Origin of the sequence: Sphingobacterium bambusae, assembly GCF_033955345.1 — a bacterium.
Lineage (GTDB): Bacteria > Bacteroidota > Bacteroidia > Sphingobacteriales > Sphingobacteriaceae > Sphingobacterium > Sphingobacterium bambusae.
In genome coordinates, this window is sequence record NZ_CP138332.1 from 250,152 (window position 1) to 273,938 (window position 23,787).

The window sequence follows — 23,787 nt, forward strand, 5'->3', positions numbered from 1 at the left end:
TTTATTTATTGTTGTAGTAATTGAATGCTATGGCCGACTGGTTGTACACGTTCAGCACATCCAAATAGTTTTGCCTAATACCTATGGCTTGGCTTAAAAACTGGCTTAACTCGGCAAATCCGATTTCGCCCGTGTTGTAGCTTAGCGTTGCCGCCTTGATGATTTCCTCTGCTTGGCGCAATCCATCGGCTTCGTAAAACTGCAGTAACGCGATATTTTTCTGTATGGATGCCTGTGCGTTGCGCTGCTGCGTCGATAGCTCCTGCTGCCTAAATACCAGCGTTTCCTCTTGTACCTGCACCTCCGCTCTTGCGGCACGAACTTTATTCTTGTTGGCCGCAAGCCCAAATATCGGGAAGGCTGCCGTCACGGAGAATCCGGTAAAAGGATCGTTGGCACCCCATAGTCGTTGCGAAAAAAAGCGGCCGCTGAAATCCGGCATATTTCCTTGTTTCTGTATGTCTATGTTTCTTTCCGCAATCGCGACATTTTGCTGTTGCAAAGTCAGTGTCGGGTGAGATTCTGCTAATTGCAGGAGGTCGACATCAATCTTTCCCAATGGAGCCTCAATCGGCAACATCCATTGGTTGATGTTCAGCAGCAACATCAGTTGTTGCTGTTGCATGACCATTTCCTTCTTATTCTGCTCTACCTGCGCACGTATCTCACTCGATTTTGCCTGCGCTGCTATTTTATCCAATGCAGCCACATCACCCGTGCGGAGTCGGAGGTCTGTCGCATTAAAGAGCGATGTGTATACGCTATCAAGCTTATTGTACAGCCGTTGGCGATCCTGTAAAAACCACAATTGATAATAGGCCGCGCGCACATCACGTTTGATGGTTGCCTGCAGCAGTTCCCGATTCATCTCTGCAAATTTCAGCTGCTCCTGAAAATAACGCCGACGAGCAGCAAACAGGCCTGGCCACGGCAGATCTTGAGAAACGCCTATTTTTAAGATTCCTATATTGTCGGACGGTCTATAGTCTTCATTTTCGAAAAAAACACCCGTCTTAGGTACATCATTTGCCGTCTTTACCTGCAATCCAGCGGATCTTACCTCGGCATTGTTCACCTTAAACTGCTGATTGTTTTCCATCGCAATAGTAATAGCTCCGTCAATGGTCAATCGCTGTTGCGCATGCAGTGCGGGGATAGAAAGACCTAGAATCAGTAAACCCGTTGTTATCGTTGTCATACGTTTTCCGCTTCGGAAGTTAAATGTTGAATTAAAAATAATGTAGAGCAGAGGCAGTACAAATAGCGTCAGGAAGGTAGCCGTCACTAAACCACCGATCACTACTGTGGCCAATGGTTTTTGCACTTCGGCGCCGGCACTGCTACTTATCGCCATTGGTAGGAAACCAAGAGAAGCCACTGTTGCCGTCATTAAAACAGGTCGTAGACGCGTTAATGTACCTTCTTTTACACGCCGGAAAACATCGGTCATGCCTTCCTTTTCTAACTGGTTGAATGTACCGATCAGCACGATGCCATTTAACACTGCAACACCGAACAGGGCTATAAATCCAATTCCTGCACTGATGCTGAACGGCATATTGCGCAATAACAAAGCGATCACCCCGCCAATGGCGCTCATCGGAATCGCTGTAAAGATTAAAATAGCCTGTTTAAAGGAATGGAAGGTAAAAAAGAGCAGCATAAAAATCAATAACAGCGAAACAGGCACAGCCACCATTAACCGTGCACTGGCCTCCTGCAGGTTTTCGAACTGCCCACCATAGGTGAAATAGTATCCTGATGGCAATTTCTCCCGTTGGTTCAACTGTTCTTGGATATCACTTACCACACTCTGCACATCTCTTCCCGCGACGTTAAAACCGATCACGATCCGGCGTTTGCCCGCTTCACGGCTGATTTGTGCTGGCCCCAATTTATACCCCACATTGGCGATCTGATATAGCGGAATTTGATTGCCACCGACAATCGGAACCATCAGATTACTTACATCATCTATGTCGCTCCGGTTTGCACTATCCAAACGAACAACCAAATCAAAACGACGTTCGTTTTCATACACTTGGCCTGCCGCCTTACCGGCAAATGCCGTACTGACGATATCATTTATTTGTTGCACAGAAAGGCCATAGTTGGCAATTTTCGTGCGATCATATTCAATATTGATCTGCGGTAAACCATTGACTCGTTCGATCTGCGGCGCCGTGGTGCCGGGTACAGACTGCACCACACGTGCCACCTCGATTGCCAAATTGGCTAAACTATCCATGTTTTCGCCAAATATTTTCACCGCCACATCCTGCCGTATACCAGTCATAAGTTCATTGAAACGCATCTGTATAGGTTGGTTTTTCTCAAAAAACACGCCCGGTATCACCTCCAACCGTTCCATAATGGCATCGGCCAGTTCGTTATAACTGCGACCAGAGGTCCACTCCGCTTGCGGCTTAAGTACCACCATCATATCGGTAGCCTCCGGCGGCATCGGATCTGTAGGTACCTCGGCAGCCCCCGTTTTCCCAACCACCATTTTCACTTCGTCGAACTCCTTGATAATCCTTGAGGCCTTCATGGATGTTTCAATACTTTGGCTCAGGGAGCTTCCTTGCGGGAGGATACAGTGAAAGGCAAAATCACCTTCCTGCAGTTGCGGGATAAACTCGCCTCCCATACGGCTGAAGATAAAAACAGCAAGTGCAAAGATGCCAATGGTCAGGGCCACGATGAGGTATTTGATGCGTATAGCCTTTTGCAGCAATGGCGCATATATCTTTTGGAGGCGCTCTATAAAGCGATCGCTAAACGTCTTTTTGCTATGTCCTGTTTTAGGAAGAAACAAGGCACACATCATTGGGATATAGGTAAGCGATAAAATCAAGGCTCCCAAAATAGCAAAACCCACGGTTTTGGCCATCGGCGTAAACATTTTACCTTCCACACCCACCAATGTAAGAATAGGGATGTACACAATTAAGATGATGATTTCGCCAAAAGCGGCGCTAGTGCGGATCTTAGAGGCCGATTCAAAAACTTCCGTATCCATTTGCTCTTGGCTAAGCCTTTCCGTTGATTTGCGGAGTCCGAGATGGTGCAACGTTGCCTCCACCACAATGACGGCACCATCGACAATCAATCCGAAGTCTATGGCGCCAAGGCTCATCAAATTGGCACTTACACCAAATACGTTCATCATGCCGAGGGCAAAGAGCAAAGACAACGGGATTGCGGATGCCACAATTAAGCCGGCGCGCAAATTGCCCAAGAAGATTACCAATACAAATATGACGATCAATGCCCCCTCAATCAAATTCTTCTCGACGGTGCTGATAGCCCTGCCCACAAGATCTGTACGATCGAGATAAGGCTCAATCACGACATCGCTGGGAAGCGATTTTTGAATGGTGGGCAACTTATCCTTCACCCGCTTCACCACTTCATTACTATTTTCGCCCTTCAACATCATCACCACGCCGCCCACGGCATCAACCTCACCATTATACGTGAGTGCACCATAGCGTACCGCGCTACCAAATCGCACGTCAGCAACATCCTTTACATAGATAGGAACGCTACCGGTCGTCTTGACAGCAATACGCTGTATATCTTCGATCGAGGTTACTAAGCCTATGCCACGAATAAAGTAGGCATTCGGCCGCTTATCGATATAAGCGCCTCCTGTGTTTTGGTTGTTCTGTTCGAGGGCGGCAAATATCTCTGGAATAGTGACGTTCATCGCCTTGAGGCGGTCGGGATTTACCGCCACTTCATATTGTTTCAGCTCGCCGCCAAAGCTATTTATCTCCGCCACACCGGGGGTTCCATACAACTGTCGGGCGACGATCCAATCCTGCATAGTTCGCAGATCCTTGGCGTTGTATTTGCTCTCGCTCCCCTTCTTGGGGTGTATAATATATTGGTATACCTCGCCTAGTCCAGTACTCACGGGCGCCAGCTCAGGCGAACCTATGCCTGCAGGGATGGATTCGAGAGCTTCTTTCAGCTTCTCACCGATAAGCTGCCTAGCGAAGTAAATATCGACATCTTCCTCAAAAACCACCGTGATAACGGAGAGGCCAAATCGAGAGATACTCCGTGTCTCTTTAATACGAGGCACATTGGCAATGCTTTGTTCAATAGGAAACGTGACCAGCTGTTCAACCTCCTGTCCTGCTAACGTAGGGCAAGAGGTAAAAATCTGCACTTGATTATTCGTTATGTCGGGTACCGCATCTATCGGAAGCTTTGTTGCACTCCAGACACCCCAAATAACAAGTAATAAAGTCATTAAACCAATAATGATCTTATTCTTTATACTAAATTTGATAATGTTATCTAACACAATACATCTTATTAATGGTAAGTATTCAAGTCCTAACGAAAGTTGGAACCCATACATGTTGTTGTTGGCATAGATATAACAACATAGACGAAGCTATATGCGCTATACTGTCTTATGTTATGTTCTTTGGACCAACAGCAGAAACTGTCCTCTTATCTTGGCGAAGCCAGAAAAGAGACAGTGCCCATAGTAAAATTAAGCGATGTATTTTGGCGGTTGCCAAATTTGGTTGGGGTAATTATCTATGCTAGGGGCATCCATTTCGTAGGGCGCTGCGGCCAATTGAAATACGATTTTCTTGCCAATCCCAGCTTCAAACTTCTGAAAAGTCTCCATCTTCAGACTGCAGCATTGACAAGAACAAAAAGGCGAACATCCGTCGTTTTGATGGGCATGTCCAGCATGTTTGTGGGTATCTGCAGCACTATCGGTATGAGCTTCGGTAGATAAAATTGGTAAATGCAAATCATCTCCAGCATCTCGGCAGGGAAGCGCCGAAAGCACAAGGAAATAGATCGTTAACAAGCCTAAAACCAACTTCATAATAACAAATCTAGAAAAATATTTTTATTCGTTTAAAGGCAAAACAAAATATTTACAATCTTAAGTAATTTTTACCGTTCGCGCCTCTCCCTTTTTTTTAGCTTTTTGCCCCACTTCCGGTTGTACCAAACGATAAAGCCCGTCACGGGAAGTGATCCTGCAACCAATGTAGCAAAGAACGCCAAGATCTTCGTGGGTAAACCTCCGACAGAGCCCACGTGTATATCATAGTTCAACCGGCGAAATTTCTCGCCAGCATCCAGTTCATAAAAATCCTTGTTAAATAAGGAGATGCTGTTCGGTAAAAATGCTGCCGTGTATCGATCGAAGGAATAATACCTGTTGTTGTATTGGCGATCCATGCTGTTGCGGATATAAACTTGTATACTCGCATCTGCTCGCTTTGCATCGGGATAACTAATCGATAGATAGTGTGGATCTTTATACTGGCTCAATATACTGCCTATCTGCCGATCGAATGCTGCAGGGAAAGCATCGATTAGCGCCATCTTTGTGGTATCGGATTGTACTGGGCGTCTTTCTGCCAAGGTCTCTCCCCATTTCGTAGACCAATAGAGCGCCTTGTTGAACCATGTAATACCGTAGTACATGCCGGTGATGGCAAGCAGGATAACCAAAAGAAAGGAATAAAAGCCAAAGACATTGTGCAGATCGATATTTAGCCTTTTCCAACCGGCCTTCCATTTTACCTTGAAGCTTTTGGTACGGGTAGATTTGTTCCATTTTTTCGGATACCACCAAACAAGGCCCGTTAGCAGCGTTACTGTAAACACAAGCGTTGCGTAATTGACGATAGGCCTACCGATGTCTCGGGGCAGCCATAGAAAACGGTGCCCATCGATGGCCCAAGAGAAGAAGCCCTCCAAGCGTTGTTCTAACTTATCGTGTGTCGAACGCTCCTTGGTCTTTTCGCCCAAGTATACGCCGCTGTAGGGATGCAGAAGATGCGTGCTCCCTTTTTTATCCGCAGCACTTACTTCATCTACGGAAAAAGAGATCGGCGCATCTTTGGTATAGGTAATGTTTCGAACTAAAGCGTTTGGAAAAAGTGAGTCGGCAATATGGACGATCTGCGAGGGCGGCAATAACGATTCATGTTGGGCAAGAATAAACTGACTCTCCTTACGCGGCACCAACAAAGTCGTTATCTCATGATGAAATACCCATAAACAGCCGGTAAAACAAACGATAATTAAGATAGTACCCGAGAGCAGCCCGAGCCATAGATGCAGCCAATTGTTGACGCTGCGAAACGACCACATTTTCTTTTTCTTGATTTTTGATGGCATGATAGCGCTTTTTGACGCCCCGTAAAGTAGAAATCAATCTAGATGGGCGGATGGTTTATTGTACTTTATGGAGGCAAAAAAATAAGTTGTACGACGGTGCGTACAACTTATTGATGTATCGCTAAGAAAGCTTATTTTATCTTGTTGACATGATACACCCAAGTTACGCCCGGATCAATCTCAGCACCACGTTTGAGACTATTTGTTTCAGGATCGTATTCATAAACAAACCATTTGGACTCGTCAGTCTTGAACACATCATACAATTTACCATTTTCCATAAAGTTCATGGTTGTCTTTGGCTCGGCGCCTCCCGCAAGGATACGCAAGTCAGCGATTATCTTCTTGTTTGCCGGGTCAACCACATAAGGACTAATATAGGCTTTTCCGTTACCCAATTTCTGTATCATGGATGAGGAGTTCTTGAATACATTGAAATCTTTCAGATCGAAGAAATAATCAGGGTCAATGGCAGTCTCTCCCGATTTTATGCGGAGCAATCCATAACTTGAGGTTCCCACGCGACGTGTCAAGATATACAGGTCGTTATTATCGTCCAAGAAGGTCGGCTTATTGATCTCCCAGTGGCCAGCGGTGAATCCCCCACGCGGGTCCTTAATGATCTTGCCATTCGCCAAGCTCGGATAATCACAAACATAGATATAAGCTGTATCGATGATATCTGTTCGGGTAATATTGCTTCGATATTTGTGTCCTACGAAAAGTTTATCGCCACGAACGGTCATGCTGGTAGGCACGATATAGGGATCATCGTCGGCTCCATTCGTCTGTTTTGGAACATATTTAATCATCGGAATATCTACCGTAACACTCTTATTGATTGTTAAGTTATTGGTATTCATGTAATAAATAGGCTGCTCAAGCACTTTTTTCGTCGTGTTGGTCGTTCCAGCGGTCTTTGTCAACACCAGTTCATCTTTGGTACAGATGTTATCCAGCACCTTTCCCATAAAAAAGTTCCCCGGAAAAACATAATTATTCGTTTCGCGGAACTGACCATCGCTGCTTATTTCATGTTGGCTGAAAAGCTTTCCGTCGTTGGACAGGTAGAATTTACCATGGTGGTTGTATGCATACACGCCATAGAAAGCCGCCGGGAGATGAGATGTGATATCTATCCCCTTATTGTTGTTGGGAGATAAGAGCGTATCCTTCATTAGATCATTCGTAGTCAAGAGATAAGAACCGGTAGATGAGGTAACCCACAAACTGTATAGATTACCACTGGTATCTATGGTTTCTGACGGAGCATCGTCTGGAGAGTCCTTACAAGAGGATAACAGCGCCGTAGCGGCAATACATGTAGCGAGTAAGTGTTTAATTTTCATTGGATATATAGTATTACAATTAAATGATTACATTAATGATAGTCGATGTTTTAGATAGAAGGCGCGCCCCGGTTTTTGTAACCTAAAATTATCGTATGCGCGTTCATCAGTAAGGTTTCGTGCTTCGAAGGATACGTTGTATTTGTTGCGGCTCCACGAGTAGCTCAATATCGCCGAGTGGATAGTTTGTGTTGGGATATGATCTTTCGATGCCAGCGATCCTAAGTTGGATTCACTCAGGTAAAACCAATGCGTGTATTGCGACAGGTAAGAAAGTTGTACCCTACTCCCAGACTGGAACCAGTCATTTTGCATCAGGCTGATATCCATGCTGCCATAAACCCACGGACGATTGGCAATTTGCTGACCATAGGTTAAGCTCACTTGTTTTTTATTATCGTCGGTAAACTTTTTATTATCGATGGCACGGTCGTAGGATCCATTGAGCGTGACGGCCACTAAATCTTTATAACCATACTTGAGCTCGGCGGCTAAGCCATAGAGTTTTACACCCGGAATATTGTAAGCCTGCGTATATCCTTCGCCATTCACGTAGACCACACGTGTGTTGATATAGTCGGCCGCAAGGCGATAGAAGGCCGTGACATCCACATTCAAGAAGTTATTTTCCCGGATAAAGGTGTTGTAATAAAAGCCAGTGTTCAAGTTATCGCTTCGTTCCGGTTTCAGATCAAAGTTAGCGATGCCATTGACGCCATCCCCAAAAAGCTGCGTCATAGCAGGCAAATTGTAAGCCCGCTCATACGAAAGCTTCCATCCTCCATCGCGAGTAATACGGTAGCGAGAGGCTAAACTCAGGCTGTAGTAGTCCCAAGCTTTCTTGTAGTGTACCAAAGCACCGCTAAGAAGTTCGTTGTTGCCATCAAACACGCGCTCGTCTCTGTCTTTTGCCGCATCCAGTCGGTAGTATTTAGCAGAAAGGACATTGGAAAGCCTTTTATCAAACCACTGATTTTGCCAAGCCAATCCCAGAATATGGCGACCAAGGCTAGACGGCAGCCCCGATCTATCGTAACCATCCATCATATCATACTCTTTTTGGTTACTACTATTGTAGTTATAGTTGACATTGATGCTCTGGCGTCGTTCTTCGTCAAAGTCATAGTTGAGATTTATGCGCGCCAAGTAGTTGGACAGATCATACTTGGTATGGGTTTCCTGCCGGGGTAGATCATCCCCTATGGGCACCCAGTTTCCTGACCAACTATAATTATAGGCCGCTGTATCGCGCACGTGCCTAGTATCCATGCTGTAGCTCGTAAAAATATCGGCATATAGCCTTTTAACAATAAAGTCACTTTTCTTGTAGCTCAGGGTTGGCATCCAATAGTTGCTCTCGGTCCATTGTCCCACATTAAGTGTATTGATGGTAGCCCCCAACTGATTTTCTTTGTGGTTTTGGGAATAGGTTAAGCCAACATAGAACTGATCTGCCCAAGATTTATCCCGATAGCCCAGCTCTATCTGCCCCATAGCCGAGGTATAGGCATCGTAAAATCGACGCACCTGATCGATGGTATCCAACTTATTATTACGTTCACCACGCAGAATCACATTGTAACGCTCTTCGCTGTACATCTTGTAGTCGTTGTCCGAATGGTTAAAAAAGGCATTCAAACGCACTGACAGTTTATTTTTCGGATTGGTAAACGTTCCCACAACCGCCGCTTGGTGGGTATTGAACGAGCCTAGGCTATAGCTGAAGTCTAGAAATGGGCGAGCTCGTCGCTTGGTGATGATATTGACTGCTCCACCAAGCGCATCCGATCCCAAGAATGCAGGAACGACTCCTTTATAGATCTCGATACGATCGATAAGATTGACGGGAATATTGTTAAGCGACATAGACGAACCAAAATTATCCATGGGCACGCCATCTATAAATATTTTGGCATCCAATCCATTGATTCGAAACACGAAATTAGAGCCTAGACCACCATCTTCCCATATGGTTACACCGGTTGCTCTTTTCAATACTTGTGTCAGGTTAGCAGCTTCGTTGCTGAATTTATTGAGATCAATAACACTTACATTAAAGCCTGATCGGCTGATTTCTTGCACATGGCGCTCATTGTCCGTCTGTCCGACGATGGTCACTTCATCAATCTGTCGGCTATCTTCCCTCATCAATATATCCAAAGTGAGTTTACTGTTCGCCCCTACAGGCAGTGTTTTCTTTTCAGTCAAAAAGCCTACTGCCGTGACTACCACCGTGAGCATCTCGTCTTGGGCAATTTTATCGAATTTAAAATAACCATCATAATCGGCCTTCGTCTGCTCATTTTCAACGCTGATGGTAGCGGCATGCACCGCATTGCCAAAGTTGTCCTTGACATAGCCGGAAAGTTCTACTGTTTTCTTGTTTTGTGCCAAGGTAGCCGTATGCAGGCCACTGAGCAGGCATAGCAAGAAGGCTAAAGGGATAAATTTCATGTTTGGATTAGAGGTATTGCTGAGGTTTGTTTTTTAAATTTTCATGATCTACAGCTGCCGCTAGGTAGGCGGCCAAGGGAACATCAGGCAGCATCTTCAACTGATCGGCAGAGAGGATCAATTCCTTCTGCCCGATAACGCCGGGATCCTGCTCCAGTTGTACATGAATATAGCTTTGATTCTCCGCTAGGCAGTATATCCTACCGCTAGGTTGAAAGGTGATTTGAATCGGTTCTTCGGTTGGGTTGTGAACGCGATGTATGTCCACCAAGCCTTCCGCTTTGCTATTGCCCATGGCGTAGTTGATCTTTTCGATATGAAGCAGGTGCCCATCACGACCGAGCGATAGCAGTACATCATTTTCCTGAAAGGTCAGCAACAGTAATATTGCAGCCGCTACGCTGTACTTCGTCAAGCGCATAATAGGCAGATTAACTTGCCGTCGCGTTTTTACGGATATATCGGCCCAGATTTTTCGCTGTAGATCTTTATGATCGTCCGAAATGGAACTATGCGGTTGCGAAAACTCTGTTGGCTCCAACCAACGCTCTACCTGTAATCGTTCCTCTTCCGTGCAGGTGTTTGCGAGGTATCTTTGTATGATATCTTGATTCATCTACAGGGAAGTCTACCCTGCATCGCGATTGTCCCGAAATTTTTTTTTTTGCCCCTATTTGTAGCCGTAGGTTTTTAACTTCTGCCGAACGATGGATAGCACCATGGAAAACTTATTGCGTATGGTCTTCTCCGATAGCGCCAAATGAGCCGCAATAGTCTTGTTATCCAACCCATCTTCAAAGCGCATCCGGAATATATCCTGCTCGTCGCGTGTCAATGTCTCGATTATCCCTTTTAGATTTTTGTCCAAATCGTGCTTTAACGTCAGTTCATCGGCTTTTGATGTCGATGGCCTTTGCACCCCTTCTACCTCTTCCTGATGGGCGTACCGTTGTTCTTTCTTTAGGGCTGTGATGCAGGTAAACTTAACAGCCTGTATCAGATAGGCTTCAGCATTATCCAAATGTAGTGTTGCTCGACGTTCCCACAATGACACAAAAACCTGCTGTACGATATCCTCAGCAGCTTCCTTATCCTCCATGATGCGCTTCGCGTAGTTATACACTTTCGCCCAATAGGATTCGTAGATCGCTCGGAAAGTATCGTGATCTATTGCAGACATGCTGGTAAAGGGACTAGGATAAACATTTGCCTGCGAATCTATACTTAATTTAGATTAATTACAAACAAAAAGAAAAAATAGCATTCGCAACATGCTGTTGATACAGTTGCACTATTCGAAAAGTTTTTGGTCTATTTTTCTGCTACTGAGCTTCCACTCTTTGGAAAGTAGGGCTGCCAATCAATAGTTTTTTGGGTTTCCGATCATTTCTTTCTCGACAGTATCGTGATGACAACAGGTAGGGCGAGCATCAGCGCAAGACCAGCATAGGTAAGTGGTTGGTTTCTGCCATTGTCTGCAAAAAAATAGATAAGAACAGCCACAAGAACAATCGGCACCATCGGGATTATTTTTTGTTTGTAACGGCGATTTTCTTCATCAATCTTTGCTTCCAAGACAGCTTCTTGCGACAGCAGCTGCGGAAATTGTCGTTGCACGAAATCAAGAACCGAAGCCACTTCGTCCTTGGTTAATTCCAGTGGCCGTATCAAAAGATCTCCAACAGAAATTAACAAATTATTTTTCAATACTTTAACAGCAGTCACCTGATCGCTTCGATAAGTTTTGCGATAAGCTTCGGGGTTTAAAGCGTACCCCTTATAATCACTATCGTTCAACATCACCAAACAATGTAGTTGTTTGTTATCCCAATAAAAGACATCTACGGTATGTATGGCGCGATAGGCCTTCAAGGCAGATCGCAAAAAAAAACCAAAAGGGAGAAACAACGCCGTTACGAAGGCAATCAAAAGATCGACCGGCAGCACACAACTTATTAAATAGAGCGCAAATACCGCTAGTCCTACGAGCCACAACAGGCGTTTAGTTGAGTGCCCGCGCTGCAATAGATAAAGCAGAACAACGAGTATGGCTGCTGTGCCTCCGCTTTTCCAGTCGACGACGATACCTACTACCCCCAGCAGAAACAGTACACTACAGAAAAACAAGGTCGCTAAACTGCCGGATTTACCGAAGTTTTTTCTTTGAAAACGTATATATTGGGATGGTTCCATGCTACAGAATTATTCCCAACACACTTTGTGCCAATTTAACTACATCTACGCTTAGATCATTTTTTTCCGACTAGCTAGTGCTCCGCCGCTAACAAATGTCCTTATTTAGCCAAGACAAAGTTGCCAAAAGACTTGAGCATCGGCGTTGTAGCTGAAAGGTGCTGAAAGATAAAAATACCGGATGGCATCTCGCTTGAACATACGGGTATCCAACAACTTGGCCTTATTGATGTAAATGCGCATATGCTCCCCCTCTACCGCGATGGATACATGCAGAGTCGCATTGGAATAGCTGTTCAATGGAAACTTGACCGGATTGTAGATTTTCGTGTCGCTGCTGGAATTTGTCACTTCCTTATTGTGAAAATGAAGCTGCGCACTCGTTATTGCATTATCGTTGTAAGCATCGGAGATGTAGGATCGATTGGCATTATCTCGGGCAAATCCAAAAGACATGCTGCCAATATCTCTAGCCTCCACACTTTGCGTAAATAGATCAAACTCCAAGGTGAAATTTTCGGGCAACATCAATAGACTGTCCAGTCTGTAGCTCGTTCGTGCAGCCAATGCAAGCCATTTACCGGGTACACCGGGAGCTTCCTCTACACTACCACCTCCGCTGGATTTCCATTTTTTAGGCATACGTCCAAAGGTTTCGTTCTCAAAGTTGTCCCTAAAAAACACGGTGTTTCCTGGTAGAAAAGAGTACGTCTTCTCTAGATTAGGTAAGGTAGTCGGTTCGGCATCTCCTGCTTTTGTTTCGGCTTTGCCATCCAAGGCCTGATCAATTTGTTGCTCTACCTTGTTCTCCAGTTTTTGCTGTACCTTTTTCCATATCTGTGCGCTTGCAGATTCGGTGCTAAAACATAGACATCCAAACAGAAAACTTCCCAAAAGTATTTTTCTCATATGCATAAAAATTTATGTTGACCTTAGCAGGCACTAGATCTCCCTTGGCAAATACTGGAGAGATCTGAATTAGCGACGGCCAGTGATAACAAATTTAGCCAGCAGATTTCGTTATGAGAAAGAGAAAGGCAAGCGTTTGGTATTTGCAGGGAACGCTCTTGAATTTGCCTTAAAAAAAGCGGATTTTCCTAAAGAGCGTTGAGGTAATTGATGAGTAACGGACGTTTATGCAGCGATACGGGCACCACAATTCCCCCTTCCAGCGAAAGTTCATTTGTCTTTTTTCGGAATGCACTGATATACTTTACATGCACCAGATGGGATTGGTGCACGCGCATGAAACCGTTGGAACGGAGTCGGTTTTCAAACTCCTTGAGTCCCTGCGACACCAGAATAACCTGACCTCCGCGCAAGCGAAAGGTAGCATAGCTGTTATCAGCTTCTATGGCCACGATATCGTCCAAGTTGACGACGTGGATCTCTTCCACAGTTTTGAGCACGATACGCTTTTCTGGCGCATCTTGTCTATGTAGATTATGAAAAAGAGTCTCCAGTTGTAGATGATAATGCCTACTGCCTATTGCATCAACCGCCTTATATACGGCGTGAACAAGCTCTTCGGGAAGAAAAGGTTTCAATATAAAATCCAGCGCGCTGAATTTAAAAGCCTCCACAGCATACTGCGTATAGGCGGTTGTAAAGATAACGCTAAAGGTTTGGTTCTGTTGAAGGAGTCTCGATAACCAATCAAATGAAACACCATCGGGCAAATTGATGTCCAGAATAAGCAATGCGGGTAGGGCCTGCTGGCAAGCTTCATCAGCCTCTTGGATGGAGGAGCACACGCATTGCCTGATATCGGGAAAACTTTCCAAGAGCGTTTGCGAGATCATCTCGCGTGAAGATGCTTCATCTTCCAATATCAAACAGCTGATGGGCTCTGCGGGCTTAAACATGTTCATTTTAAAAATTGAATATATAAATGTACGATTGTTCCTTCGTAACCCGGCACGGGGCTACTTTGCGAAATATTCATGACGATCTCATATCGTCCCATTTTATTGAGTTGCTCGATACGCCCCTTAACAATGTCCATGCTCATCGATTTATGTAATCGGCCAGCCTGTGATGTGCTCCACACCTGACGTCCATTATCTTTGATGAAAATATCGATGCCCTTGGCATTGTTTTCAAACAACAATTCGATACGCCCATCACCATGCTGCTCCACGCCATGGTTTACAGCATTCTCCACAAAAGGTTGCAGAAGCATGGTTGGTATCCAAATGTTGTCTGGCTCCAGCTCCTCTGCAACTTGCACATGGTAAGAAAAAGATGGATTACGGTTCAGCTGCTGCAAGTGCAAGTAGTGTGTCAAGCTTTCAATTTCCACATCAAGCGAAACGGCATCCTCTTCCGAATTTTCCAATACCAGACGTATCAATCGGCTAAAACTATGCAGATATGTCAAGGACTTGTCCCTTTCATTCTTATGGATAAAATGTTGCACACTCTGCATGGCATTGAAAATAAAATGAGGGTTCAGCTGAACCAGCAAAAAACGGTGTCGCCATTCGGCTTTTGATAGGCGATCGCTCACGCGGTGTTGCTTCCACCGTAGATAAATGATCCCTGCGATCAAAAGAGCAATCAACGATATCGCCACAATCAAGTAGGTTTGCTGGGTCAGTTGCTTTTCTTGCAGCGCATTTTGCATGGCCAACTGTTCTATATGCCTTTCCTTTTCCGCAGATTGATACTTGGCTTCGAGTTCAGCAACTTTCTGTTCGTAGTTTGACGTGGCTAGCGAATCTTTTACTGCGTCGTAGCGCGCGATGGCTCGCCAAGCCTCCTCCTCCTCCCCCAGCGCTCTGTAGGCCTGGTGTAAATTATAATAGATCTGCTTCTTTTCTGCTATGCTTGCCTGTTGTAAAGCAACATGGTAGTATTGAATACCTTCTTTAAGACTCCCTAGTTGCACCAATGCATAGCCAAGGTTATTATAGGTAATTGCTGATGGGGGCTGCCCCAACCCTTTTCGAAGGGATATACTCTGTTTTGCATACTTGACCGTTTCTGCCCATTGTGCTTCGCCAATGTAGTAGTTGCTTAAGTTGGTATATAATATAGCTTCCACGGATGCATTCTTCAATTGACGGGCAAGCTGTATTGCAGCATAAAAGGTTTGGAGGGCTTCCGCTCGTTCATTTGTTTCCATATACACGCCCGCAAGATTGGCTAGCGTCTTCAAGCGATTGGCATTTTCCGTTGGATTAAGTTCCAAGGCCTTAAGAAAATAATCTTTGGATCGCTGGAACTGCTTAAGTCCTGAGTATAGCGCCCCCATGTTGGAATATATACGAGATAGCTCGCCGGCATATTGGTCGGCATGAAGGTGCTTTATGCTAATGAGGTAGTTCTCCAAAGCGGCATCCAGCTTTCCCTGCAGCAACAGCAGATTTCCTATTCCTGCATGCGACCTTCCAATAAGTGCAGCATCGTCGACCGCGATGGCTTTACGCAACACACTGTCCAGCAACGTTGCCGCCCGCTCATATTGTTTCTTGGCAAAAAGACTATCTAATGCCGCTAATCCGTCTCCAGACTGCCCATACAGTTTTCCGGAAACACTGCTTACGATGAGCAAGAACCATGTACCAAACAGAAAGGAATAAAAATTACGCATGTTACTGTAAATGATATGCTATAAAGTAAAGGAAAACAAGCTCACTTCGGCATGTTTTCGCTTCGAACGAACTACCGGAAGGTAAGCCGCCATTCAAAAATAATCTATTTCAAATGGCTTGCAAATATAATTCAGTAATTGTAACAGGTTCCGTGCATTTTGTTAAGCTTACATCTTCAAACGGCCGTCATCGTGGTCACTATCATCCATCTAGAGCCAGATTTCAAGTGCGGGTACATTGCTGCGGTAATAACGAAAGTAAAATCCCCGATTTGAGGGATTTCGAGAGTAGCTAAAAATATGGATTTTTGTATTATGAGGAAAGAACCGAGAAAAAACGCTGCCTATAAAAACTTTATTGGCTTTGCGTTGGCTATATTGATGATGCTAAGTGGCTGCACGCCATCATCAAGTAAACAAAAGGCCTTTGTCATGGATGAAGACATCAAGCAATTGATGGGCGGAGAATATGTAGGCGCGTGGCTTAGAAAAGTGCCCTACAACAACAAACTGAAACAAGCGGATAAGGATAAATTGATTTTCACCAACGCGAAGCAGGTATTCCCCTTTATGAACCGCTATTACGATGAGTTGGAAGAGCTGCGCATGGGGAGTGACCCCGCTACGGATACGGTAGTCTATACGACCACCGAGGTATTGTACCAAGATTCGGTTTGGGGCGATGTGTTTGTTGCCGCCTCCCTCCTCTACGATAAAAGGGAAGTTTTTTTAGACGATAGCTACTTGGAAACTGGTGATCCATTTTTTGGTGGCTCCAACGCCGTTACCGATATACATCGTGCTTCCTTGTACGAAACGGCAATATTGGCTAAGACGGCAAAATATAAAACAGGGATTTACAAAGTTTGGACAAACCACCGCGATTACCTTTTGGGTTTCTATCAACAGGGGCAGCTCGTTTTCGAAGTGGTCGTTCCGTTACTAGGATTAGACAGCTTGGCCTCGCTCAATAAAATGAAGGAGATCAACAGTAATTTAGGGTTGAACATTCCAGAGTGGGAACAAGCGACTGTAGCACAGCTCAAGCAAACAGATGAACCAAGTAGTTTTTGGCAAGATCCCTTCGTAGGCATCTATCCGGGCGAATACATTAATCTGGTATACCTAAAGTTAAAAGATAGTGCATTGAAACCGCAGGAACAACCATCGCAGGGCGATCACTCCTTCGCCTATAGTACCGATGCCGGCGAAGTTTCACTGTACACCACTTTACAGAAGACCGACATGTCAAAAGAGGCCTTTGTTAAAGCTAACGAATCGCTCCACAGTTATCGTTTTCGCTATCAAGATATCTTCTACGACGAGCAGCAACAAGATAAATTCATAAGAGGTATAGCAAAAATCTATATCAAGGAAGGACAATACCTGACGGTTCATTTCTCCTATCCAGCAAAGGATTTCGAAGCCAAGAAAGAGATACATGGCATACTCCGCAGCATATATACTATCGGATAAATGCGCTTACTTGTGCGTGAAAGATGATAGCTTTCTATCTTGAACTGCCTACGATTGCGCGTGAATACCTAACGATACACTGTAACAGCTATCTGTTCTGTAAAAAGTGCTAGCGTTTTTTCAAACAAACAAAACAGACATTTATCGGTCTTTAAACCCTATTTAAAAGCATTTTTTACCCTAAAAAATTAGGAAAACGAGCAAGCATGATTTTTGAAGTTTGTAGAATTTTGACTCGATTCTCCTAGTTCCGTGCGTTGTTTACGTTCGGGCTTAAAACAGGATAAATTGTTACGTTAATGACGAATTTAGGCAAACAAAATTGAAGTGTTCAACACGGTAAAAGGCCGAACTCGGGAGAGACGGCCTTTTACTACTAACTAAACAACAATACCAAGGGATGGTATCTAAAAAATTTATACGCTATTTTTCTTCCGGCTTCAGCGTCACGATGATTTCATTTTCTTGACGCAAGATCTTGCGCAGATAGGCATTAAGCTTCTTTAAATTCACCTGTGCCAAACGATCATTATGGCCAGCGAACTCATCCAATGCCTCTCCTTTGTCCAGTTGGCCTTTGAGGTAACCTAACCAAAATTGGTTCGATTTTTCCTGCAATTCATGTGCACGTTGCTCTTCGGCCATAAACTTAGTCCATTCCTCTAGCGAAATGCCTTCTTTTCGCATTTTGCCCCACTCCTCGCGCACAGCGGCAATCAAGTCTTCTTCCCGTGAAGGGTCGCAATCGAAGGAGATAACCAGTGCGTAAAAGCCCAATGGTTTTTTGGCTTTGGTAAGCTGTACTGACGGCGAGTAAACTCCACTCTCCTGCTTGCGTAGGCGCTCCGTCAACCGAAGCTCTAATGCAGCTTTCAAGGCATCCATATAGATATTGTTTGTCGCCGAATAAGCATACTTTCCACTAAACACCAGCTGTACAGTGCCCTTATCGCCTTGTCCCATATGCAGGTCGCGACGTATCTTGCCTTCGGGCACACGAATGTTCAGGTCGCGCGCTTGTTCCCTTTTTGGACTGCTAGGGAGCGATCCTAGATATTTCTCCGTTAACAGGCGCAACGAATCGAGCTTGAAATTACCTACAAAAACGAATGAAAAATCTGCGGCATTGGCAAAGCGTTCGTCAAAGATTGCCTTTACCCTATCGGCTTTGATCTGTTCGAGTGTAGCCAATGAACTTGGCTGCCGCCGAAAGTGGTAATTGCCCAATATATTGCCCACCGTGTCAGCAAAGGCACGCTTAGGATCGAAACCACGGCTGCTTATTGCGGTTCTGGAACGATCCATGATGATCCGAAAACGAGCCGTATCCAACCGCGAAGCGGACATATACAAGTGTGTTAAACCCAGTCCCGTCTCGAGTTCCTTGCCGATACTCGCGCCACTCACTCCTTCTTCCCGTTCGCCAATGAAAGGACTAACCTGAACGGCCCGTGCGTTCAAAAATTGGCTCAGCTGGTTGAGATCAAGTGTCCCCACGCCGCTATTCACAACAAAAGCAGGGGCATTCATAGCCGAGTAATAATCCTCATCGGCATACAGGGAGCTTCCGCCCGGACTAAATGCGGTAAACAAGATTTCGTCATTCTTAAAATCGGTAGGTTTGACCCATACCTGCACACCGTTGCTTAATGTCCAAGACGTTAACCCTAGGGCATCGTCCTTATTTTCCTTTACTACTTTACCCGCAGTGGGAACGCTATCCATTAAGCGAACAAGCTGCCTTTCCTGCACATAAGGTTCAATATGCTGCTGTCCCAAATCATTTATCCATTGCTTAAGCTGTTGTTGTTCTGGCAAGGGCTGATCGGCTTTGTCTAGCCCTAGCATCAGCCATAACTGATCTTTCTCATTCAGAAAATCACTGAGGTACCTTTTCACATCATCCGTCGTTACAGTCTCTAGCATACACCGGGTCAGTTCGATCTTTTTGTCGGTAGATAGATAGGCCGTTTTGCTCAAGAAGTATTGCAGGTAGTCTTCCACCAAGCGCAATGATGCAATCTTATTTTTTTCACGTTCCTGCATCGCTATTTGAGCTTTTAGGCGAGCCTTGACATCATCAAGTTCAGCAGCCGTAAAGCCATGTTTTTTCACGCGTAACACTTCGGTGTAGGCTGCTTTAAAGCCTTGCTCCCACTTATCCGGTGCTATCGATATACGAACATTTAGCAGCGATAGATCAGCTACAAAATCGCTAGCACTAACCTGCAGCCCCATATAGGTCAGGCTTCCCTTACGTGCAATTTCCTGAAATCGTGCAGCGAGCAGGCTGTTGCTCAACTGCCGCACCAAATCCCGCTTAAAACTGTCTTCATCCACGACGGGGCTGGTCTTTCTCTTCACAAACAATTCGATCTGTGCCGATGCATATTCCTTGTCCTTCACCTGCTTAACACGCAGGCTATCGATCAGGTCTATGCCGTATTCGGGTCTTACCGCGTTGGCGGCAGCCTTGCTTTTAAGATCGCCAAATAGCGCCTTAATTTGTTGTTCAACCGCATCGACATCGATATCGCCCACCACGATCAGCGCTTGCAAATCTGGCCGATACCAGCGGCTATAGAAATCACTGAGCACTTGGATATCGGCCTTTGCGATCACCTCGCTAAGGCCTATGGGTGCGCGCTCGGCATAGCGCGAGTGGTTGTACAACGAGGGCATATACTGCTCGCGCATGCGCCCCGCAGCATTCTGCTGTAAGCGTTTCTCTTCTAAAATAACACCTCGCTCTTTCTCAAATTCCTCGCGATCAAGCGTAGCTTCGGCAGCCCAGTCGCGCATAATTTGCATACCATTTTTCCATAGCTCGGCATTATCCGTCGGGATGGGCAGTTGGTAGATGGTTTCATCGTAAGAGGTGTACGCATTGAGATCAGCACCAAATCGTACACCAGATTTCTCCAAGTAGTTGATCAGTTCATTCTTCGGGAAATGTTTCGTTCCCTTAAAATTCATATGCTCCATAAAGTGCGCTAATCCGCGCTCTTCTTCTGTCTCCAGTATAGACCCCACCTTGTTGGCCAAATACAGCACGGCTCTTTTTTCGGGGTAAGCGTTTTGTTTAATAAAATAACGAAACCCGTTTGGCAGCTCTCCTACGCGAACCGTAGGATCCAACGGCAGCTGTTGTGCCAGCAGAACGGCTGCTGGGCAGAGGCCCAGCAACGTTCCGACTAGTAAACTTTTCAATCTCATACTATCTTCTTTTTCTTCTTAACAATAAAATGATCACGCTACCCGCCACCAGCAGTGGCAAGCCCAACAGCCAGCCAAACTTGATCAAGTCTAAGCCCGTGGATGTCACGTTGCCAATATCCGTAGGCTCGGTGCGGTTAGTATCAATTGGGAATTCATTATTACTGAACCAACGGAACAGGTCAGTCATCACCGAGAAATTGGCAGTTCTCGGCGATTGGCGAATTAGCTCGGCATTGTTCATAAAATCTGCATCACCGATCACCAAGATACGCTGTTGTTTATCTTTCAATTCACGTGTTAATGTTAGCGCAACTGGGTAAGATTTCTTCTCTTGGTTGCTGCGTGGATCGTTCAGTTCCTCCGAGCGGTCAATTTTTAGTCCGGGCTGCTTCCAGGTGTTCGCCGCTTGGGTCACAAAGAGCGGCTTGCTGCTGAAACGGCTATTTGCTCGCGCAGACAGCGACACCGAGGTAGGCACTGATACCAAGACACTATCTTTGTTTAGAAAATTGCTTTCGCCGACAGTCTCCAGCCAGTTGCTCTTCGAGATATTGGCCAAGATAAAATCGCGCTCGTAGTTTTGGCTTTGCTGCACCAATAGTCCTTCATCCATCTCCACATCCAGCATATCCAAGATCGGCTTTATGGTCGATTTATTTTCGGGTTCGGCCAAAACCATCAGGTTACCGCCACTTTCTACATACTGTTGCACATGCTGTAGCTCTTCGGCGCTAAAAGCACGCATAGGATCGGCAATAACCAAGATGTCTAAACCGACTTTCGGTGTTAGCGCATGCAGGTCTACCATCAGCACATCAAAACCTTGGTTGATCAATGCATAACGAAAAGCGATCTCTGTGGTGGCCACCTGATAGTCGCGGTCGCCCGATCGTTGAACGCTACGCTCATTATGGCCGGTCACGAAACCCACCTTGGGCGCTTGCACCAGCAAGCGTTTAAATGCGGCCGAAGTCTCCTTTTCGTTGGGATGTTTAAACAAGTCATCATACACGCGTAAAAACACCTCTTTGCCCTTATAGCTCAGCTTGCGTACAAATCGGTTACGCTCGGCACTCAAATCAATCTCTTTTTTGATCTGCGCGGGTGTCAAAAACTTCTTAAAAGGCAGTTTGTTTGTCTTGGCCATCTTGCGGGCAAGTTGTTCATCGCTCAACCCGGGGTTTTCTGCATAGAGGCGTTCGTTTGTGCTATGATCCCAGTAATACACATAGTCCATCGTGAGGTATGGCATAAACCTAAAATACATATCGAAGCGCTTCTTATCGCTGTTATGCCCCGCCGGAAGCCCCGAGTAATAATTTTCGTCCAGTAAGTTCACATAGGTAGTGATGTGCACGGGCTCTTCAAATTGTTTAATGATGGCTTGGCTGGCAGGGGTCAAGGTGCGGCTGTTGTTGGCCGTCATGTCTTTGTACAGGATAAACTGTGGCAGCGCGCTCAAGTAGCCCAAAAACAGCATCACGGCTATAAAGGCCACATAGCGTAAGCTTTTATTGAGCAAAGTCAATGTTTGGCGCTCAAACTGTAGTTTTAGGTAGGTCAAGCCTAAAAACAGTACGATAACGATGACAAAATACAACACATCATTGCTACCGAGCAGGCCATTGATGGATTCCTCCACACGTCCAGATATGGACAAAAAGTAGGTGATGTCACGCACAAAGTCTATATCCTGCCACAATTGCCCCACGAAGGTCAATGCCGCCAATACCACCAGCGTGCTGATGGCCGCCACCACTTGGTAGGTGGTCAAGCTGGACATGAACAGACCGATAGCGGCATAGGCACAGATCAAGAGGTATAGCCCGATGATCCCAGAGAGGATCATCGAAAATTCAGCGTCTTTGACGGTGAACAGGGTCAGCACGCCAAGTCCCAACAGCACGGAGATCAGGATCAAGCAATAGGTCATCATGGCCAAGTACTTGCCCAATATGATTTCACTGACTTTGATGGGCGATGAATACAGCAATTTAATAGATCCGCTGTTGGTTTCGCGGCTGATAAGCCCCATCGTCAGCAAGGGAATATAAAGGTATAAGTATTCCTGCATCTGCGGAAAAAGGGAGCGGAATCCAGAGAATATCCGGTTGGTGGCCCCTGCCACGATAGAGCCCATCTCCTGCCCTTGGTAAATACGTTCGAGGATGCCGTGGTATTGCCAGCCCGATTGTATGATCAGTACAATTAAGACGATCCAGGCTACGGGCGAGTAAAAAAGTTGACTCAGTTCGATCTTTGCTATGCGTAGGGTGGTCTTCATGATTTCTTGTTTGGCGTTTTATTAGAAAGTTGGGCAAATATTTGATCCAGCGAGCTTTTCTCCAGCGTCAGCTCACGCAGTCGCCAACCGGCCTGCACGCTGGCTTCGATCAGCCGCTCGCTGATACCGTTGGCATCGGAAAAGCGAATCCGGAATTGCTGGGCAGACAGCACTTCCACCTCCGATACGCCCGACACGGCCTTGAGTACTTCGGGGATCGGCGGATTGGCCATCACCATCAGCAAGCTATCTGGCTCGATGTAATTATTGAAGGCATCCATGCTGTCTTCAAACACCATAATACCATTCTCGATCATTTTTACCTGCTCGCAGGTGGCCTGCACCTCGGAGAGGATGTGGGAGGAAAAGATAACTGATTTCTCTTCGCCGATTTCCTTGATCAATTTCCGCACCTCGATAATCTGGTTAGGGTCCAAGCCATTGGTTGGCTCGTCCAGCACCACCAGTTTGGGTTCGTGGATAATGGCCTGCGCTATACCCACGCGTTGCTTGTAGCCGCCAGAAAGATTGGAGATCAACCTATTCCTGAAATGCGAAACCCCACATTTGGCCATCGCCCTATCCACCGCTTTATCAATCTCTTTGCGGGGTATCAACCGCAAGTGGGCACACTGCGTCAGGTACTCGTGTACCGTGAGGTCAAGGTAGAGCGGCGCATTTTGCGGTAAAAAACCGATTAGCTTTTTTGCTTCTATCGGACTTTGGCGCATGTCATAGCCACCGATGTTCACCTCCCCTTTTACTTGGTTAAGCACGCCGCACATGATGTTCATCGTTGTGGATTTACCCGCTCCATTGGAGCCTAGTAAACCTAAGACCCCAAATTCTTTGATCTCGAAATCGATATCTTGAATGGCCCATGCCGTCCCATAGCGGTGCCATAAATGGGATATCTTTACAATCGTATTTTCCATTTATTAAAAAAATTAGTCCATAGCCTTGGGCCAAAGAGCTCGGTAGGGTTGCTCCATTGCTGGGCAACCATCCTGTGCTCTTTAGACCAAGCCTTTCATATAGTTGTCTTG

At 45.6% G+C, this 23,787-nt stretch carries 15 protein-coding genes; 1 reads left to right on the plus strand and 14 read right to left on the minus strand.

Going from position 1 to position 23,787, the window contains the following annotated elements; all coding sequences use genetic code 11:
- Position 1: 1 nt before the first annotated feature.
- The 11 genes from SCB77_RS01115 to SCB77_RS01165 all read right to left on the minus strand — a co-directional run bounded on the left by SCB77_RS01115 (position 2) and on the right by SCB77_RS01165 (position 15,762).
- Complete coding sequence (locus tag SCB77_RS01115) at positions 2–4,264, minus strand: CusA/CzcA family heavy metal efflux RND transporter (protein ID WP_407028953.1); 4,263 nt, start codon at positions 4,262–4,264, stop codon at positions 2–4.
- Positions 4,265–4,513: 249 nt separating this feature from the next.
- On the minus strand, positions 4,514–4,861 hold the full coding sequence (locus SCB77_RS01120) for a DUF6660 family protein (RefSeq protein WP_320184595.1): 348 nt from the start codon (positions 4,859–4,861) through the stop codon (positions 4,514–4,516).
- 71 nt (positions 4,862–4,932) lie between these two features.
- Entirely contained in the window at positions 4,933–6,171 is a 1,239-nt protein-coding gene (locus SCB77_RS01125; RefSeq protein ID WP_320184596.1) for a PepSY-associated TM helix domain-containing protein, read from the minus strand.
- A 131-nt stretch (positions 6,172–6,302) separates the two neighbouring features.
- On the minus strand, positions 6,303–7,520 hold the full coding sequence (locus SCB77_RS01130; RefSeq protein ID WP_320184597.1) for a hypothetical protein: 1,218 nt from the start codon (positions 7,518–7,520) through the stop codon (positions 6,303–6,305).
- A 27-nt stretch (positions 7,521–7,547) separates the two neighbouring features.
- A complete protein-coding gene (locus tag SCB77_RS01135) occupies positions 7,548–9,974 on the minus strand; it encodes a TonB-dependent receptor (RefSeq protein ID WP_320184598.1) in 2,427 nt (808 codons plus the stop codon).
- 7 nt (positions 9,975–9,981) lie between these two features.
- Positions 9,982–10,590, minus strand: coding sequence for a hypothetical protein (locus SCB77_RS01140; RefSeq protein WP_320184599.1), 609 nt, complete (start codon positions 10,588–10,590; stop codon positions 9,982–9,984).
- A 54-nt stretch (positions 10,591–10,644) separates the two neighbouring features.
- On the minus strand, positions 10,645–11,154 hold the full coding sequence (locus SCB77_RS01145) for an RNA polymerase sigma factor (protein WP_320184600.1): 510 nt from the start codon (positions 11,152–11,154) through the stop codon (positions 10,645–10,647).
- Between the two features lie 203 nt (positions 11,155–11,357).
- Positions 11,358–12,167 carry a hypothetical protein gene (locus tag SCB77_RS01150; RefSeq protein ID WP_320184601.1) on the minus strand — a complete coding sequence of 270 codons (810 nt, stop codon included), beginning with the start codon at positions 12,165–12,167 and terminating at the stop codon, positions 11,358–11,360.
- Between the two features lie 105 nt (positions 12,168–12,272).
- Entirely contained in the window at positions 12,273–13,076 is an 804-nt protein-coding gene (locus SCB77_RS01155; RefSeq protein WP_320184602.1) for a hypothetical protein, read from the minus strand.
- A 188-nt stretch (positions 13,077–13,264) separates the two neighbouring features.
- Complete coding sequence (locus tag SCB77_RS01160) at positions 13,265–14,038, minus strand: LytR/AlgR family response regulator transcription factor (protein ID WP_320184603.1); 774 nt, start codon at positions 14,036–14,038, stop codon at positions 13,265–13,267.
- Positions 14,035–15,762, minus strand: a complete 1,728-nt coding sequence (locus SCB77_RS01165; protein WP_320184604.1) for a histidine kinase — start codon at positions 15,760–15,762, stop codon at positions 14,035–14,037. Before SCB77_RS01165 ends, SCB77_RS01160 begins: the two co-directional genes overlap by 4 nt.
- 315 nt (positions 15,763–16,077) lie before the next feature.
- Here SCB77_RS01165 and SCB77_RS01170 point away from each other — a divergent pair, with 315 nt between their 5' ends.
- The gene (locus SCB77_RS01170) at positions 16,078–17,238 is read left to right on the plus strand and encodes a hypothetical protein (protein WP_320184605.1); all 1,161 of its coding nucleotides are present in this window, start codon (positions 16,078–16,080) and stop codon (positions 17,236–17,238) included.
- Positions 17,239–17,661: 423 nt separating this feature from the next.
- Here the strand turns inward: SCB77_RS01170 and SCB77_RS01175 are convergent, their stop codons facing one another.
- The 3 genes from SCB77_RS01175 to SCB77_RS01185 are packed head-to-tail and all read right to left on the minus strand — an operon-like array spanning position 17,662 to position 23,676.
- Entirely contained in the window at positions 17,662–20,454 is a 2,793-nt protein-coding gene (locus SCB77_RS01175) for a M16 family metallopeptidase (protein ID WP_320184606.1), read from the minus strand.
- 1 nt (position 20,455) lies between these two features.
- A complete protein-coding gene (locus SCB77_RS01180; protein ID WP_320184607.1) occupies positions 20,456–22,741 on the minus strand; it encodes a Gldg family protein in 2,286 nt (761 codons plus the stop codon).
- Positions 22,738–23,676: an ABC transporter ATP-binding protein gene (locus SCB77_RS01185; protein ID WP_320184608.1), complete on the minus strand. Its 939-nt coding sequence runs from the start codon at positions 23,674–23,676 to the stop codon at positions 22,738–22,740. Before SCB77_RS01185 ends, SCB77_RS01180 begins: the two co-directional genes overlap by 4 nt.
- Positions 23,677–23,787 lie beyond the last annotated feature (111 nt).